The following is a 15596-nucleotide window of genomic DNA, read 5'->3' on the forward strand; positions in this document are numbered from 1 at the left end:
AACCGCACTTTGTGATTATTTTTTACAGGGGAGAGGGGGGAAACGCAATTTCATATATATTTACAGCCCGGCTTTTAAGCTCGCTTCAATAAAATGATCCAAATCACCGTCTAACACCGCTTGAGTATTGCGGTTTTCTACGCCGGTGCGTAAATCTTTAATACGCGAGTCGTCCAACACATAGGAACGAATTTGACTGCCCCAGCCGATATCGGATTTATTTTCTTCCATGGCTTGTTTATCGGCATTTTTCTTTTGTAATTCAAGTTCATACAATTTTGCTTTTAATTGCTTCATTGCTTGATCTTTATTTTTGTGTTGGGAACGATCATTTTGACATTGTACGACAATGCCACTTGGCATATGGGTAATCCGAACGGCGCTTTCCGTTTTATTTACGTGCTGACCGCCGGCACCGGAGGCGCGGTAAACATCAATGCGTAAATCTGCCGGATTGATTTCAATATCAATATCGTCATCAATTTCAGGATAAACAAAGGCGGCACTGAAAGAAGTGTGGCGACGGTTATTGGAATCAAAAGGGCTTTTACGCACTAAACGATGAATGCCGGTTTCCGTACGCAACCAACCGAAAGCATATTCTCCGCTGACTTTAACAGTCGCGGATTTCAAGCCGGCTACATCGCCGTCCGAGACTTCCATTAATTCGGTTTTGAAACCTTTACTTTCAGCCCAGCGCAAGTACATTCGCAACAGCATTTCCGTCCAATCTTGCGCTTCCGTACCGCCGGAGCCGGCTTGTAAATCAATATAGCAATCCGCACTGTCGTGTTCTCCGCTGAACATTCGGCGAAATTCCAGTTTTTCAAGCTGTTGCTCAAGCTCTTCCAGTTCAGCTATGGTTTCGTTAAAGGTTTCTTCATCTTCCGCTTCAATAGCAAGCTCCAACAGACCGTCAACGTCTTTTAACCCCTGTTCAAGATTTTTGATGGTATTGACAACTTGTTCAAGCGAGACACGTTCTTTACCTAAGGCTTGTGCTTTCTCCGGGGCATTCCATACATCCGGTTGCTCTAATTCTGCATTAACCTCTTCTAAACGTTCGACTTTCGCTTCAAAGTCAAAGATACCCCCGAAGCACGAAAGTGCGGTCGGAAAGGTCGGTGATTTTATTTTTTATGGGATTAATTTCAAACATAAATAGAAACGCAATGTTATAAAATATTATAAGTTGTGGGATTATAAGCTATTTTCTAATTTTTGGGTAGTTGGGCTTGCGCAAATTTGCAATCTCTTTATAATTCCAAACTTTCTTAGTTTAGAAAATTTAGGAACAAAAAATGAAGAAAATTTTAACCGCACTTTTATGCGCCGTTTCAGTTAACGCAATGGCGGATGATGCCGCTATTAAGAATAGACTGCAAGCACTTGGTGCGAAAAACGTAGAAGTAAAAAACTCCCCGATTTCAGGTATTAAAACCGCGGTAACCGATGAAGGTATTATTTATGTGACCGAAGATGGTAAATATGCTTTTCAAGGTAAACTTTATGAATTAACCAATAAAGGGCCTGTGGATGTTGCCGGTAAGTTATTGATGGATAAACTTAATTCATACAAAAATGAAATGATTGTTTATCCGGCAAAAAATGAAAAGCATGTCGTGACCGTTTTTATGGATATTACCTGTCATTATTGCCATTTGTTACATAAGCAGTTAAAAGAATATAATGATCTTGGTATCACCGTGCGTTATTTAGCCTTTCCTCGCGGTGGTATGAAAACGCAAACGGCAAAACAGATGGAAGCGATTTGGACGGCGAAAGATCCGGTTTTCGCTTTAAATGAAGCGGAAAAAGGTAATTTACCGAAAGAAGTAAAAACACCGAATATGGTGAAAAAACATTACGAATTGGGTATTCAATTCGGTGTAAACGGTACGCCAAGTATTATTACTTCAAGCGGTGAACTCATCGGCGGATATTTAAAACCGGCGGATTTATTGTCTGCGTTAGAAGGATAGTATTTAAAGTGGGCTTATTGCCCGCTGTTTTTAACGGTATTATGTAGCCCGTTGCACAAAATATGATTGTGGTATGTAAAGTGGGGACACAGTGCTTATTGTTCGGGTTCTTTATTTAGTTTATTAATTGTTGTGAACAAACTCATCAAACGTCGTGAAATTCCGGCAGGAAATTTTGTTTCAGAAAATCCGTTGCTGGATCGTCTTTATCGTGCACGCCATATAAAAAACACTCAAGAATTAGACCGCACTTTAAAATCAATGTTGAATCCGGCCCGGCTATACGGCGTTACTCAAGCCGTAGAATTGCTGGTGTCGGCTTATCAACAGCAACGGAAAATAGTGATTGTCGGCGATTTTGATGCGGATGGCGCAACAAGCACGGCATTGAGCGTGCTTGCTCTCCGTCAGTTGGGTTTTACCGATGTTGATTATCTTGTGCCTAATCGCTTTGAGCAAGGTTATGGCTTAAGTATTCCCGTGGCGGAAATGGCGATTGAAAAAGGCGTTCAGTTATTGATGACGGTAGATAACGGCGTTTCCTCTTTTGAAGGTGTCGAATTTTTAAAAGCGCGAGGTGTGCAGGTTTTGGTCACAGATCACCATTTACCTTCGGAAATTTTGCCGCCTGCCGATGCGATAGTGAATCCGAATTTGAGTCAATGCGATTTCCCTTCAAAATCCTTGGCTGGCGTAGGGGTTGCTTTTTATCTTATGCTTGCCGTGCGGGCTAAATTTCGAGAGATCGGCGTTTTTACGGAAAAAACGCAACCCAATTTTACCGAATTGCTCGATCTTGTCGCACTTGGTACGATTGCCGATGTCGTACCGCTCGATCAAAATAATCGCATTTTGGCACATCAAGGATTAATGCGTATTCGTGCCAAACATTGTCGCCCGGGAATTGTCGCTTTAGCGGAAGTGGCAAACCGTAATATTGAACAATGCTCAGCCGGGGATCTCGGCTTTTCTATTGCTCCCCGTTTAAATGCGGCAGGGCGATTGGATAATATGTCCCTTGGTGTGGAACTGTTACTCGCCGAAAATATGCAAAGGGCGCGCGAATTGGCTTTAGATCTCGATCAGCTAAACCAAACCCGTAAAGAAATTGAAGCGGGAATGAAACTTGAGGCCTTAGAAATTTGCCGAAATTTGACCGCACTTTTCAAGGAATTACCCATCGGTATTGCGCTTTATCAAGCGGATTGGCATCAAGGCGTGTTGGGGATTGTTTCCTCTCGAATTAAAGATCAATATCATCGACCGGTCATTGCGTTTGCACAAGATGAAGCGGGCGTGTTGAAAGGTTCGGCACGTTCTATCGAAGGTTTACACATTCGGGATCTGTTGGAAAGAATTCATTCTCAATATCCCGATATGATCCTAAAATTTGGCGGCCATGCAATGGCGGCAGGGCTGAGCATTCGTGAAGAGCGCTTTGGAGAATTTCAGCAAATTTTTAATCAAACCGTTATGAAATGGTTGGACGAAGAACGTCTACAAGGTGTGATTTGGACTGATGGCGAGCTGAACTCAAGTGAGTTTACGCTTGATACGGCTGAACAACTAAAGGCAGCAGGGCCTTGGGGACAGGGATTTCCCGAACCTTCTTTTGACGGGGAATTTAAAATTTTGGAACAGCGGGTAGTGGGGGCAAGCCGTAATCATCTAAAAATGTTGGTTGAACCGAAATCAGGCGGACCGCTTTTAGATGCCATTGCTTTTAATATTGACACTCGCTGCTATCCGGATTTATCCATAAAACAGGCACGTCTAGCTTACAAGCTGGATATAAATGAGTTTCGTGGTAATCGTTGTGTACAGTTATTGATAGATTATATTGAGCCCATTGATGAGTAAAATAAAACGGCGATGGCATTCTTTCGCTTTGTTTAGTGTGACACAATTTGCCTTTGCCGAACCGAACCAAAAAGATTTTTTCGTTCAGAATCAACCTTATTTACCTTCTGTAGATACGTTAAGATTTGAGGACGGACGGGATTATTTTTCCTATCAAGAACCAATTAAACAACCTTTACGGGCAGACAAAAAAATTCGTATTCAATTCTTTTTTGATTATGATTGTCGAGTATGTTCGTCTGCACTGGATATTTTGGAGCTTTATGCTCAGATACGCCCGAATAAAATTGCTTTGGAACAATACCCCGTCGCAACGGCGGAAAGCCAATTTAGCGCAAGGGTATTTTATACTTTAAAAACACTAAAAGCAGATGAACTGTTAAATGTGCTGTTATTTGAAACTTCGGAAAAATCTCGCTATGAAGAATTGGCTTCTTCTGCCAAAATCCTGGAATGGGCGGAGAAAAAGGGGATTGATAAGTATGCCTTTTCACAAATAAAAAATTCGGATTCCGTGAAAGAGCAGGTGCAAGATGCCGTTGAATTAACGGAGGAATATGGGGTATTTACTTATCCTTACGTTGTTATTGGCGGTAAATACGTACTTACTGCCAGCACGCTTTATAATGATGATTATGCCGTAGCGGTGTTGGATTATTTAGTCGATAAATTAGAAAGGGAACGTAAAAAATGAAAATCGGTATTGTCGGCGCCATGGCGCAAGAAGTGGAAATTTTAGCCGGGTTAATGGAAGATAAAACGGAAACACGCATTGCAAGTGCGGTCATTTTTGAGGGTAAAATTAATGGAAAAGATGTCGCCTTATTGCAATCGGGCATTGGTAAAGTGGCGGCAGCCTTAGGTACAACCGCCTTATTGCAACTGACAAAACCGGATATGGTAATAAATACCGGTTCTGCCGGCGGTGTGGCAAAAGGGTTAAAAGTCGGTGATATTGTTATTTCTGATGAAACACGCTATCACGATGCGGATGTTACCGCATTTGGTTATGAAAAAGGTCAACTGCCTGCGAATCCGGCGGCATTTTTATCGGATAAAAACTTGGCGGATTTAGCGGAAGAAATCGCACAAGCACAAGGGCAATCGGTGAAACGGGGTTTGATTTGTTCGGGTGATAGTTTTATCAATAGCGAAGAAAAAATCACAGCGATTAAACTTGATTTTCCGAATGTAGTGGGCGTAGAAATGGAAGCAACCGCTATTGCGCAAATATGCCACGCTTTTGATGTGCCCTTTGTGGTGGTTCGAGCTATTTCTGATGCCGGAGATGGGGAGGCTAGTATGTCTTTTGACGAGTTTTTACCATTGGCGGCGAAACAATCCTCGGCATTAGTGTTAGGAATGTTGGATAGATTGTAGTTAATGGTTTATTAGGAGCGATGAGATGGGAATGATCATTACCGTTGATGGTCCAAGTGGCGTAGGTAAGGGTACGCTGTGTTATGCTTTAGCTGAAAAACTCGGGTATGCCTTACTGGACAGTGGGGCAATCTATCGTGTTACAGCGTTAGCGGCGTTGAAAAGTGCGGTCGATTTATCGGATGAATTAGCGTTGGCAGAGTTGGCGCGTAGTTTAGATATTCAATTCATACCGGAAGATGGAGAAGTGAAGATTGTATTGAATGGTGAGAATGTAAGCCATTTAATTCGTACCCAGGAAGTAGCGAATGGCGCATCGAAAATCGCAATCTTTCCGAGAGTTCGAACCGCTTTATTGCAACTTCAGCAAAATTTCGCCAAAAATGACGGGCTGATTGCAGATGGGCGGGATATGGGAACGGTGGTGTTTCCGAATGCACAAGTGAAGTTATTTTTAGATGCGAGTGCGGAAGAACGTGCAAAAAGACGCTACAAACAGTTGCAAAATAACGGAATTAGTGGTAACTTTGCGCAGATTTTAGCCGAGATACAGGAACGCGATTTTCGGGATAGAAACCGTGAAGTTGCGCCTCTTAAACCGGCTGAAGATGCGTTGTTGTTAGACAGCACGACATTGAGTATTGATGAGGTCATTGCTCAGGCGTTGGATTATATTCGGCAACGTACAAAGGGTTAATCTCCGGTTTATTCAAGGATGAATAAACGTTTATTACCAACCCCACATATTATGGATAAAATGTGGATGTTATTAACTTTTAAAGAAGATTATTTATATGTCAGAATCTTTTGCTCAACTTTTTGAAGAATCATTAAAAGGTCTTGAAACTCGTCAAGGTTCAATCGTTAGCGGTACTGTAGTAGCTATCCAAAAAGGTTTCGTACTCGTTGATGCCGGTTTAAAATCCGAATCTGCAATTCCGGTTGCTGAATTTTTAAATGCACAAGGCGAACTTGAAATTCAAGTCGGCGACACTGTGAATGTGGCATTAGACGCAGTTGAAGATGGTTTCGGCGAAACTAAACTTTCTCGTGAGAAAGCGGTTCGTCACGAATCTTGGATCGAATTAGAAAAAGCTTACGAAGATAAAGCGACCGTTATCGGTTTAGTCAACGGCAAAGTGAAAGGTGGTTTCACAGTTGAGTTAAACGGTGTTCGTGCATTCTTACCGGGTTCTTTAGTTGATACTCGTCCTGCTCGTGATGCGGATCATTTATTAGGTAAAGAATTAGAATTTAAAGTAATTAAATTAGATCAAAAACGCAACAACGTGGTTGTTTCTCGTCGTGCGGTGATTGAATCTGAAAACAGCCAAGAACGTGAACAAGTGTTAGAAAACCTTGTTGAAGGTTCAGAAGTTAAAGGTATCGTTAAAAACTTAACCGACTACGGTGCATTCGTAGATTTAGGTGGGGTTGACGGTTTATTACACATCACCGATATGGCTTGGAAACGTGTTAAACATCCAAGTGAAATCGTAAATGTAGGTGATGAAGTAACGGTTAAAGTATTAAAATTCGACAAAGATCGTACCCGTGTATCTTTAGGTTTAAAACAACTAGGTCAAGATCCTTGGGCTGCAATCGCTGAAAATCACCCTGTAAATAGCAAATTAACAGGTAAAGTAACTAATTTAACCGATTACGGCTGCTTTGTAGAAATTTTAGATGGTGTTGAAGGTTTGGTTCACGTTTCTGAAATGGATTGGACTAACAAAAACATCCATCCGTCTAAAGTAGTGAGCTTAGGCGATACTGTTGAAGTAATGGTATTAGAAATCGATGAAGAACGTCGTCGTATTTCTCTAGGTTTAAAACAGTGCAAACCTAATCCTTGGACTCAGTTCGCTGAAACTCATAATAAAGGCGATAAAGTAACCGGTAAGATTAAATCTATCACTGATTTCGGTATCTTCATCGGTCTTGAAGGCGGTATTGACGGTTTAGTGCATTTATCTGATATTTCTTGGAATGTACCGGGTGAAGAAGCTGTTCGTAACTACAAAAAAGGCGACGAAGTTTCTGCTGTGGTATTAGCGGTAGATGCAGTTAAAGAACGTATTTCTTTAGGTATTAAACAACTTGAAGAAGATCCGTTCAATAACTTCATTTCAATTAACAAAAAAGGTGCGGTTGTTTCTGCAGCCGTAGTTGAAGTGGACGTAAAAGGTGCTAAAGTTGAATTGGTCGGTGGTGCTGAAGGTTACATTCGTACATCTGACTTAACAAACGAAGTTGCAGTAGGTGATGTAGTGGAAGCGAAATACACCGGTGTGGATCGTAAAGCCCGTATCGTTCATTTATCTGTAAAAGCGAAAGATCAAGCTGAAGAAGCGGCAGCAGTGGCAAGTGTGAATAACAAACAAGAAGAAGTTGCTATTCCAAATGCTATGGCTGAAGCATTCAAAGCAGCTAAAGGTGAATAATTAATTTATTCGGTAAGGCTGGGTAAATCCCAGCCTTTTTTTTAAAAAGAGTTATTAATAATTTATCGTTGCAAAATAATGAATTATTAATAGGTCTTATTGTCGTAAGTGAGTACATTGATAGATAACAAAGGAGCAATACGATGACGAAATCAGAGCTTATCGAAAATTTATCCGCCAAGCATCCCTCTTTATCAGCAAAGGAAGTTGAAGGCATCGTAAAAGATATTTTAGAGCTCATTGCTCAATCGCTGGAAGACGCCAATCGCGTAGAAATCCGTGGCTTTGGTAGTTTCTCGCTTCACTATCGTCAGCCTCGCTTAGGTAGAAATCCGAAGACGGGTGAGACTGTCAAACTAGAAGCAAAATGTGTACCTCATTTTAAAGCAGGTAAAGAACTGAAAGAACGAGTGGATGTATTCGCTTGAAAAATAATGAAATAACGGCACTTAGTGTCGTTTTTCATAGGAAATTTTGGCATAATAGAAAAAATTTTCTTAAAGGGTTATTTTATGATTAAGTACATTTTGGGATTTATTATTGTTTTGGCTATTGTGCTTGTTGCAATTACGGTGGGAGCGAATAATGATCAAATTATCACTTTCAATTACATTGTTGCAGAAAGCCAATTCCAACTTTCAACACTCGTTGCCATTTTATTCGGATTAGGATTAATTTTAGGTTGGTTTATTACTGGTTTTTTCTATTTAAAGTTGAAACTCAAAAATATGTCCTTGAATCGCCAAATTAAGCGTCAAACTTTACAAATTAATGAATTAACGACCGCGCGTGATAAGGCTAAGGCTGAATAATGCTTGAATTACTCTTTCTGCTTTTGCCTATTGCTGCGGCTTATGGTTGGTACATGGGTCAGCGTAGTGCAAAAAAAGATCAGGAAGATATTAGCAACAAACTTTCCCGTGATTATGTCACGGGCGTCAATTTTTTACTTTCTAACCAAACCGATAAAGCAGTAGATTTGTTTTTGAATATATTACAAAAGCAAGAAACTGAAAATGAAATAGAAAGCCACTCTCAATTTGAAGCCGAACTCACCCTCGGTAATTTATTTCGCTCTCGTGGCGAAGTTGATCGCGCACTCCGTATTCATCAAGCGCTTGATCGCAGTCCTCATTATTCTTTTGAACAGAAATTGCTTGCGAAGCAACAATTGGCACGTGATTTTATGACTATTGGTTTTTTTGATCGTGCTGAAAATCTTTATATTTTATTGGTTGATGAACCTGAATTTGCTCAAAACGCATTACAACAACTCTTGCTGATTTATCAAAAAACAAAAGAATGGAAAAAAGCGGTTAATATCGCTGAAAAGCTCGCTAAAATTTGTCCGCAAGAAAATAGTATTGAATTAGCACAGTGTTATTGTGAATATGCCCAAAGTTTAAGCGCTGAAAGTGCGGTTGAAAAACGTAGTATTTTGCAAAAAGCCCTTCTTGTTTCTTCAACTTGTGTTAGAGCTTCCATATTATTAGCAGATTTAGATATTCAAGAAAACGAATATCAACGAGCGATTAAAACATTGGAAAACGTACTTCATCAAAATTCGGATTATATTGGTGAAGTATTATCAACATTGAAGTATTGCTATAAAGAATTAGATCAGATTGAAAATTTTGAATTATTTTTAATTCGGGCAGGCCAACAAGTAAAAAATGATGATGTTGATCTGGCCTTAGCCGAGTTAATTGAAGAAAAAGATGGTAAATCCGCGGCACAAGCCAAACTTTACCAACAACTGACAAAAAAGCCGAGTACACTTATCTTTCACCGTTTTATTCAATATCAAATTGATGATGTAGGAGAGGGTAGAGGAAAGGAAAGTCTTATCTTACTTCATAAAATGGTGGGGGAGAGAATCAAACAGAGTGCAGCTTATTGCTGTTCAAACTGTGGCTACCAAATTCACAGTTTACTTTGGAATTGTCCATCTTGCCGTCATTGGGAAAGTATTAAACCATTGTCTTCACAAGAACATAATTAAAAGATACACAGAGAGGTAAAAATTATGACCAGTAAAGTTATTATCGCCCTTGATTATGAAACGGAAGCGGAAGCACTTGCATTAGTTGATCAGATTGATCCGAGTTTATGCCGTTTAAAAGTCGGAAAAGAAATGTTTACGACACTAGGAACAAATTTTGTTAAACAGCTCCACCAACGTGATTTTGATGTATTCCTTGATTTAAAATTCCATGATATACCAAATACAGTGGCAAGAGCAGTGCGTTCAGCCGCTGATTTAGGCGTATGGATGGTGGATGTGCATGCAAGTGGTGGTCTCAAAATGATGGAGGAGGCGAAAAAAATTCTTGAGCCTTATGGTAAAGATGCGCCGCTTTTGATTGCAGTAACGGTTTTAACCAGTATGGAAGATTTAGATCTATTGCAAATTGGTATTAATGCCTCACCAATGGAACAAGTATTGCGTCTTGCTCACTTAACTCAACGTGCAGGATTAGACGGCGTAGTTTGTTCTCCGCAAGAAGTGGAAATTTTACGTAATGCTTGTGGCTCGGATTTTAAATTGGTTACACCGGGGATTCGCCCTATTGGTGCGGATTTTGGCGATCAGCGCCGCGTAATGACGCCGGCGGCTGCAATTCGCTCCGGTTCGGACTATTTAGTCATTGGTCGTCCGATCACACAGGCTGAAAATCCGGCGGAAGTGCTTCGCTCAATTAATACTTCAATTGAACAATAGTTATGTCGGATTCTATTTTGGTCTATTCCACGGAAAGTGGGCGTATTAAACAAGAAAAAACACAATCATCACGTCCTAAAGGAGACGGCATTGTTCGTATTCAAAAGCAGACAAGCGGTCGAAAAGGCGCCGGTGTTTCAGTTATTACAGGACTGGATCTTCCTGATGATGAATTGAAGAAACTTGCGGCAGAATTCAAGAAATGTTGTGGTTGTGGCGGTTCGGTTAAAGAAGGGAATATTGAAATTCAAGGTGAAAAGCGGGATTTACTCAAAACTTTATTAGAAGCAAAGGGATTTGTCGTTAAATTGGCCGGTGGCTGATTGAGGTGAGAATAAAAGAAAATACCGAGCATTGCTCGGTATTTTTGTTAATGCCAATATGCCAATAACATTGCTCCAACAAAACAACTGAGAGCAAGGATAAAAAAGTGCGGTCGATTTTTAGCTTGTTTTTTACTAAAGAATTTTGCAGAGAAAATAATGTACAGTATTAATAAAACAAACTTTCCTGTAAGCCACAAAGGAACCTCGAATTGCCAAAGCGAGAGAATATAAATGCCACTGGCAAGTAATATTGTATCGCTAATATGAGGTAAAATTTTTAGTAATTTTACGCCTCGCCAATCTTTATGGGTTAATTGCATAAATGCACGAATGATTAATAAGCTTAAACTTAAAAATGCAAATAAAATGTGTAAGTTAATTAACATAGTTGCTCTATTTAGTTAATATTTTGAATAGTAGGATCATCTTGATGCACTGCCAATAAATTAATTCCCATTGGGAAGAATTTATAATTAAGCGGTGAGAGTAAATTGATAATATCTTGTTGATTAGATTTTAATATTTCAATCGTCATAATAGGTTTATGCCGCTTAATAGATTCTAATGCACCGGTTAATACGCTAAGTTCCATTCCTTCTACATCAATTTTGATGAAATCAATTCGTTCAAGTTGTAGTGAATCAATACTTATTAGTGGAACTTTCTGTGTTTTTTGATAATCAACGATTTGACCGATATTTTCATTAGTCGGACTAGATTGTAATTCTAAGCTACCAAATGATGAAGGTCTATTGTAATCAATGATAGGAATGTCTAACATTGGCTGGCTGGCTGGCTGGCTGGCTGGCTGGCTGGCTGGCTGGCTGGCTGGCTGGCTGGCTGGCTGGCTGGCTGGCTGAGGATTACCTAATGCACCATAGATGGCTTTCGCATTAAAGCAGTTATTTAGTGCAATATTGCCGGCTAAGGCATAGTAAATTCGTTCTTGTGCTTCAAAAGCGATCACTTTTCCCCATTCTGTCATTTCAATACTCCAAGGAATAGTATGCGCTCCAATATTGGCTCCACAGTCTAATGCGATCACATTATCCCCAAAATGTTTTCGGCGAAGATTAAGAATCGTCAGCGCATTTTGTATTTCTTGAGGATCGAAAGATCCTGTGGATAGAAATTGATGTCCGACTCCATAAGTATGTCCTGCCAAATTAGTTTGTTTGTCAAGGTGATTAATAATTAAGGTTCCGAAATTGGTTGAGCTTAACACAAAGGGTTGTGGTCTGGTGATATGCTTCATAATTTACTCCTGATAATGGGGAAAGAGGTTTGAAAGCTAGCATAATAGCGTATTTTTAGTATGAATAAAAAAACTAACGATAGTTTGACCGCACTTTTTTCTCAATAAGTTGATACTCTATTGTTTTAGCTCATTTCTAATCATCTCCAGAATATCTTGCCAGTTAGCAAGAGGATCAAGCGAGCGAAAAATTTGTACATTATCATACCAATCGGTACGTCGTTGCTGCGGTAATCCCCAACGCCAAGAACTGAAAATAGGCAAGGTAGGGACAAAGGTTTGGACACCTAATGCGCCCGATAAATGTACGATAGAGGTATCAACACTGATAACTAAATCCAATGAACTGATTAATGCTGCAGTATCGCTAAAATCACGGATATTATCCATTAAATTAACAATATGGTGCTTATCTATCCAAGTTTTTTCTTCATCGGTGAGTTCAAACTGTAAGTTAAACCAACGGATATTTGGTAGAGTAAGTAAGGGTTCAAGCAGGTGAAGATCATAGATAGAACGTAATGGACTAATGGGAAGATCTAATCGTCCATGCCAAACTAAGCCAACAGCAATGCTATCTTGTTGGGATTTTTTAACCAGTGAAGAGAAAAACTCAATCTTTTTAGGCTCAGCAAATAAAAATGGCATACGTCGAGGAATTTGTTGTAAAGGCGTACTAATGTGGGCGAGTAAACCATGTGGCCATTCCCAATAATCATAGCTAAAAGTTACACCATCTTCCAAGGCATAAACTTCATCGACATCTAAATTAGATTTTAATAGTTGAACGACAGTTTGCCTTGCAAAAATAATAAGGTGTTTAACTTTTAATTCATGCTTAAAATAATAGGCAAGCTGGCTAAACATAATTTCATCTCCAAAGCCGGCTTCAGACCAAAAAACAAAAGTTTTTCCATTTAAATCTTCGCCTTTCCAGCGTTTTTCTTTTGGAGGAAGGATAGAACAGCGTTCAGGATCATCTGTAAAAATTTCTTCTCGAATTTGGAATGCTCTTTGATATTCACCTTTTCTCAGCATATTATCCACCCAATTATTTTTAATCGCTGGCATATTATTTGTTTGAGTTAATCCCTCCTTCCATAGTGAATCTATTTGGTTTAATTGTTTTTGCCTTAGGTGAAAATTAGAGATATGGTAATAGGTTTCTAACTTTTTAGGTGCGCTATATTTTAATAACTGATAATAGTAATGAGCTTGTGCTATTTGGTTTCTATGCTCGGCAACTAAGGCTTTATTAAGTAGAAATTCAGTAGGTAATAAATAATGTTTTTTTATGAATAACAAAAAGATTATTTTTCCATTCAAAATGAGAAATAAGAGGAGAAAGCGTAATGACCAAAGAATCTAAATCGCAATATTCTGATTTTTCAAGAATTAGTTGACCATTGGGCTTGAGTATCCGTAACCAATTGATAGCATAGTCTGTCTGTCTGTCTGTCTGTCTGTCTGTCTGTCTGTCTGTCTGTCTGTCTGTCTGTCTGTCTGTCTGTAATAATTCAGATAAAATTTTTTGAGAGATTAGAATATTGTCAAATAAATTATCATTAATTCCCGTCAAATATCCTTTGTGAATATGATCAGGGAGCGTTTGTAAATCTAAATTTTTTATCCATTCTTGATCTAATTGGCCTAATTCTTGATAAGGCGGTTCAGAGAGTAATAATAAATTCATATTGCTTTCCTTAATTAAAACCGCTCTTAAAAAAAAGAGCGGTCAAATTTTTATTACTTCGCAATCCGTTTATATTTGATGCGGTGCGGTTGAACGGCATCAGCCCCGAGGGTTTTCTTTTTCCATTCCTCATAATCGGTGAAGTTGCCTTCGTAGAAAGTTACTTTGCCTTCATCGCCGTAGTCGAGAATGTGGGTGGCGATACGGTCTAAGAACCAGCGGTCGTGGGAAATCACTAAGGCACAGCCCGGAAATTCCAAGATCGCATTTTCCAATGCCCGCAAGGTTTCCACGTCTAAATCGTTGGTCGGCTCGTCCAGTAATAACACGTTGCCGCCCACTTGCAATAATTTTGCCAAATGTAACCGCCCACGTTCACCGCCGGAGAGTTCGCCCACCCGTTTTTGCTGATCTACGCCTTTGAAGTTGAATCGTCCCACATAGGCACGGCTTGGAATTTCAAAGTTGCCGATCCGCATAATATCCAAACCGCCAGACACTTCCTCCCACACGGTTTTGCTGTTATCCATTGCATCACGGAATTGATCCACCGATGCTATTACCACGGTTTCACCGAGTACGATTGAGCCGCTATCCGGTTGTTCTTGCCCTGAAAGCATACGGAATAAGGTGGATTTACCCGCCCCGTTCGCCCCGATAATACCGACAATCGCACCTTTCGGAATCGAGAAGGATAAATTATCAATCAAGGTGCGGTCGCCGTAGGATTTAGTGAGGTTTTGCACTTCGATCACCTTATCCCCTAAGCGAGGGCCAGGTGGAATAAAGAGTTCGTTGGTTTCGTTACGTTTTTGATATTCGCCGGAATTAAGTTCTTCAAAGCGTGCCATACGGGCTTTGCTTTTCGCTTGGCGACCTTTTGGATTTTGGCGAACCCACTCCAACTCTTTCTCAATGGATTTTTGCCGTGCCGATTCAGCCGCTTGCTCTTGGGCAAGGCGTTTTTCTTTCTGCTCCAACCAAGAGGAATAGTTGCCTTCCCAAGGAATCCCTTCGCCACGGTCAAGCTCCAAGATCCAACCGGCAACGTTGTCCAAGAAGTAACGGTCGTGGGTAATTGCCACTACCGTACCTTCGTAATCGTGGAGGAAACGTTCCAACCACGCCACCGATTCTGCATCTAGGTGGTTGGTCGGCTCGTCCAGTAGCAACATATCCGGCTTTTCCAATAACAGACGGCAAAGGGCGACACGGCGGCGTTCCCCTCCCGATAAATGTTCAATTTTTGCCTCCCAATCCGGCAAGCGTAATGCATCGGCGGCACGTTCTAACTGATTGTCTAAATTATGCCCATCGTGAGCTTGAATAATCGCTTCCAATTCCGCTTGCTCTGCGGCGAGCTTATCGAAATCCACATCGGGATCGGCATATAAGGCATAGACTTCATCTAAACGGGTTAAAGCATTTTTGACTTCGGCAACCGCTTCTTCCACCGCTTCCCGCACCGTTTGTTGCGGCTCAAGTTTAGGTTCTTGCGGAAGATAGCCGATTTTAATCCCTGGTTGTGGGCGAGCTTCGCCCTCAATATCCTTGTCAATACCCGCCATAATGCGAAGCAGGGTGGATTTCCCCGCTCCGTTTAAGCCGAGGACCCCGATTTTCGCCCCCGGGAAAAAGCTCAAGGAAATATCTTTTAAAATATGCCGTTTCGGCGGAACAACCTTACCGACACGGTGCATTGTGTAAACAAATTGAGTGGACATAATTACCTTTTTCGTCAGTTAAAAAGTGCGGTCATTTTACTTGAAGTTTATTGATTTGCCTAACATTCCAAAAATTTTAGGCAAAAAAAAACCACCCGAATAGGGTGGTAGGAAAGTAGTTTAGCTATATTTATGATTATTTATTTAGGAACTTTATGAATATCAAGCAATCACTTGACGGGGCGGGATAATACAGAAAATTTTTTGAAG

General features: G+C 40.4%; 17 protein-coding genes. 11 read left to right on the plus strand and 6 right to left on the minus strand.

Annotation, left to right across the window (positions count from 1 at the left end; all coding sequences use genetic code 11):
• Positions 1-60 precede the first annotated feature (60 nt).
• Positions 61-1159 (minus strand): peptide chain release factor 2 gene (gene prfB / locus IHV77_RS10635; RefSeq protein ID WP_194811927.1). Its coding sequence is split into 2 segments (ribosomal slippage): positions 61-1083 and positions 1085-1159, totalling 1098 coding nucleotides; the frame shifts between segments, so codons are not numbered across the junction.
• Between the two features lie 142 nt (positions 1160-1301).
• Between prfB and dsbC the strand changes: the two genes are divergently transcribed.
• The 11 genes from dsbC to yciH all read left to right on the plus strand — a co-directional run bounded on the left by dsbC (position 1302) and on the right by yciH (position 10711).
• Positions 1302-1982 (plus strand): bifunctional protein-disulfide isomerase/oxidoreductase DsbC, encoded by a 681-nt coding sequence (gene dsbC / locus IHV77_RS10640; RefSeq protein ID WP_194811928.1) that lies wholly within the window; start codon positions 1302-1304, stop codon positions 1980-1982.
• A 132-nt stretch (positions 1983-2114) separates the two neighbouring features.
• Positions 2115-3842, plus strand: coding sequence for a single-stranded-DNA-specific exonuclease RecJ (recJ, locus tag IHV77_RS10645; protein WP_194811929.1), 1728 nt, complete (start codon positions 2115-2117; stop codon positions 3840-3842).
• Positions 3835-4536 (plus strand): thiol:disulfide interchange protein DsbA/DsbL, encoded by a 702-nt coding sequence (locus IHV77_RS10650; protein WP_194811930.1) that lies wholly within the window; start codon positions 3835-3837, stop codon positions 4534-4536. The genes recJ and IHV77_RS10650 overlap by 8 nt, the downstream gene beginning before the upstream one ends.
• Positions 4533-5222, plus strand: coding sequence for a 5'-methylthioadenosine/adenosylhomocysteine nucleosidase (locus IHV77_RS10655; RefSeq protein ID WP_194811931.1), 690 nt, complete (start codon positions 4533-4535; stop codon positions 5220-5222). The genes IHV77_RS10650 and IHV77_RS10655 overlap by 4 nt, the downstream gene beginning before the upstream one ends.
• Before the next feature lie 25 nt (positions 5223-5247).
• The gene (gene cmk, locus IHV77_RS10660) at positions 5248-5919 is read left to right on the plus strand and encodes a (d)CMP kinase (RefSeq protein ID WP_194811932.1); all 672 of its coding nucleotides are present in this window, start codon (positions 5248-5250) and stop codon (positions 5917-5919) included.
• A gap of 97 nt (positions 5920-6016) precedes the next feature.
• On the plus strand, positions 6017-7666 hold the full coding sequence (gene rpsA, locus IHV77_RS10665) for a 30S ribosomal protein S1 (RefSeq protein ID WP_194811933.1): 1650 nt from the start codon (positions 6017-6019) through the stop codon (positions 7664-7666).
• 143 nt (positions 7667-7809) lie between these two features.
• On the plus strand, positions 7810-8094 hold the full coding sequence (locus IHV77_RS10670) for an integration host factor subunit beta (protein WP_194811934.1): 285 nt from the start codon (positions 7810-7812) through the stop codon (positions 8092-8094).
• 84 nt (positions 8095-8178) lie between these two features.
• Positions 8179-8478 carry a LapA family protein gene (locus IHV77_RS10675; protein WP_194811935.1) on the plus strand — a complete coding sequence of 100 codons (300 nt, stop codon included), beginning with the start codon at positions 8179-8181 and terminating at the stop codon, positions 8476-8478.
• On the plus strand, positions 8478-9668 hold the full coding sequence (lapB, locus tag IHV77_RS10680; protein ID WP_194811936.1) for a lipopolysaccharide assembly protein LapB: 1191 nt from the start codon (positions 8478-8480) through the stop codon (positions 9666-9668). The genes IHV77_RS10675 and lapB overlap by 1 nt, the downstream gene beginning before the upstream one ends.
• 24 nt (positions 9669-9692) lie before the next feature.
• Positions 9693-10388 carry an orotidine-5'-phosphate decarboxylase gene (gene pyrF / locus IHV77_RS10685; protein ID WP_194811937.1) on the plus strand — a complete coding sequence of 232 codons (696 nt, stop codon included), beginning with the start codon at positions 9693-9695 and terminating at the stop codon, positions 10386-10388.
• A 2-nt stretch (positions 10389-10390) separates the two neighbouring features.
• A complete protein-coding gene (gene yciH / locus IHV77_RS10690) occupies positions 10391-10711 on the plus strand; it encodes a stress response translation initiation inhibitor YciH (protein WP_194811938.1) in 321 nt (106 codons plus the stop codon).
• A 47-nt stretch (positions 10712-10758) separates the two neighbouring features.
• Here yciH and IHV77_RS10695 read toward each other — a convergent pair whose 3' ends face one another.
• The 5 genes from IHV77_RS10695 to ettA all read right to left on the minus strand — a co-directional run bounded on the left by IHV77_RS10695 (position 10759) and on the right by ettA (position 15386).
• A complete protein-coding gene (locus tag IHV77_RS10695; RefSeq protein ID WP_194811939.1) occupies positions 10759-11100 on the minus strand; it encodes a SirB2 family protein in 342 nt (113 codons plus the stop codon).
• 11 nt (positions 11101-11111) lie between these two features.
• Positions 11112-11969: an FkbM family methyltransferase gene (locus IHV77_RS10700; RefSeq protein WP_194811940.1), complete on the minus strand. Its 858-nt coding sequence runs from the start codon at positions 11967-11969 to the stop codon at positions 11112-11114.
• A gap of 117 nt (positions 11970-12086) precedes the next feature.
• A complete protein-coding gene (locus IHV77_RS10705) occupies positions 12087-13040 on the minus strand; it encodes a glycosyltransferase family 9 protein (protein WP_194811941.1) in 954 nt (317 codons plus the stop codon).
• 196 nt (positions 13041-13236) lie between these two features.
• Positions 13237-13662, minus strand: coding sequence for a hypothetical protein (locus IHV77_RS10710; protein WP_194813303.1), 426 nt, complete (start codon positions 13660-13662; stop codon positions 13237-13239).
• 53 nt (positions 13663-13715) lie between these two features.
• A complete protein-coding gene (ettA, locus tag IHV77_RS10715) occupies positions 13716-15386 on the minus strand; it encodes an energy-dependent translational throttle protein EttA (protein ID WP_194811942.1) in 1671 nt (556 codons plus the stop codon).
• Between the last annotated feature and the right edge of the window lie 210 nt (positions 15387-15596).

It is taken from the genome of Rodentibacter haemolyticus (assembly GCF_015356115.1).
GTDB lineage: Bacteria > Pseudomonadota > Gammaproteobacteria > Enterobacterales > Pasteurellaceae > Rodentibacter > Rodentibacter haemolyticus.

Bases quoted from the DNA above. Each gene is read 5' to 3' on its own strand.
- IHV77_RS10705 (WP_194811941.1), bottom strand. From the start codon at position 13,040: ATGCCAGCGATTAAAAATAATTGGGTGGATAATATGCTGAGAAAAGGT.
- ettA (WP_194811942.1), bottom strand. From the start codon at position 15,386: ATGTCCACTCAATTTGTTTACACAATGCACCGTGTCGGTAAGGTTGTT.
- cmk (WP_194811932.1), top strand. From the start codon at position 5,248: ATGGGAATGATCATTACCGTTGATGGTCCAAGTGGCGTAGGTAAGGGT.
- lapB (WP_194811936.1), top strand. From the start codon at position 8,478: ATGCTTGAATTACTCTTTCTGCTTTTGCCTATTGCTGCGGCTTATGGT.
- IHV77_RS10695 (WP_194811939.1), bottom strand. From the start codon at position 11,100: ATGTTAATTAACTTACACATTTTATTTGCATTTTTAAGTTTAAGCTTA.
- IHV77_RS10710 (WP_194813303.1), bottom strand. From the start codon at position 13,662: ATGAATTTATTATTACTCTCTGAACCGCCTTATCAAGAATTAGGCCAA.
- rpsA (WP_194811933.1), top strand. From the start codon at position 6,017: ATGTCAGAATCTTTTGCTCAACTTTTTGAAGAATCATTAAAAGGTCTT.
- IHV77_RS10650 (WP_194811930.1), top strand. From the start codon at position 3,835: ATGAGTAAAATAAAACGGCGATGGCATTCTTTCGCTTTGTTTAGTGTG.
- IHV77_RS10670 (WP_194811934.1), top strand. From the start codon at position 7,810: ATGACGAAATCAGAGCTTATCGAAAATTTATCCGCCAAGCATCCCTCT.
- IHV77_RS10655 (WP_194811931.1), top strand. From the start codon at position 4,533: ATGAAAATCGGTATTGTCGGCGCCATGGCGCAAGAAGTGGAAATTTTA.
- dsbC (WP_194811928.1), top strand. From the start codon at position 1,302: ATGAAGAAAATTTTAACCGCACTTTTATGCGCCGTTTCAGTTAACGCA.
- yciH (WP_194811938.1), top strand. From the start codon at position 10,391: ATGTCGGATTCTATTTTGGTCTATTCCACGGAAAGTGGGCGTATTAAA.
- IHV77_RS10700 (WP_194811940.1), bottom strand. From the start codon at position 11,969: ATGAAGCATATCACCAGACCACAACCCTTTGTGTTAAGCTCAACCAAT.
- IHV77_RS10675 (WP_194811935.1), top strand. From the start codon at position 8,179: ATGATTAAGTACATTTTGGGATTTATTATTGTTTTGGCTATTGTGCTT.
- pyrF (WP_194811937.1), top strand. From the start codon at position 9,693: ATGACCAGTAAAGTTATTATCGCCCTTGATTATGAAACGGAAGCGGAA.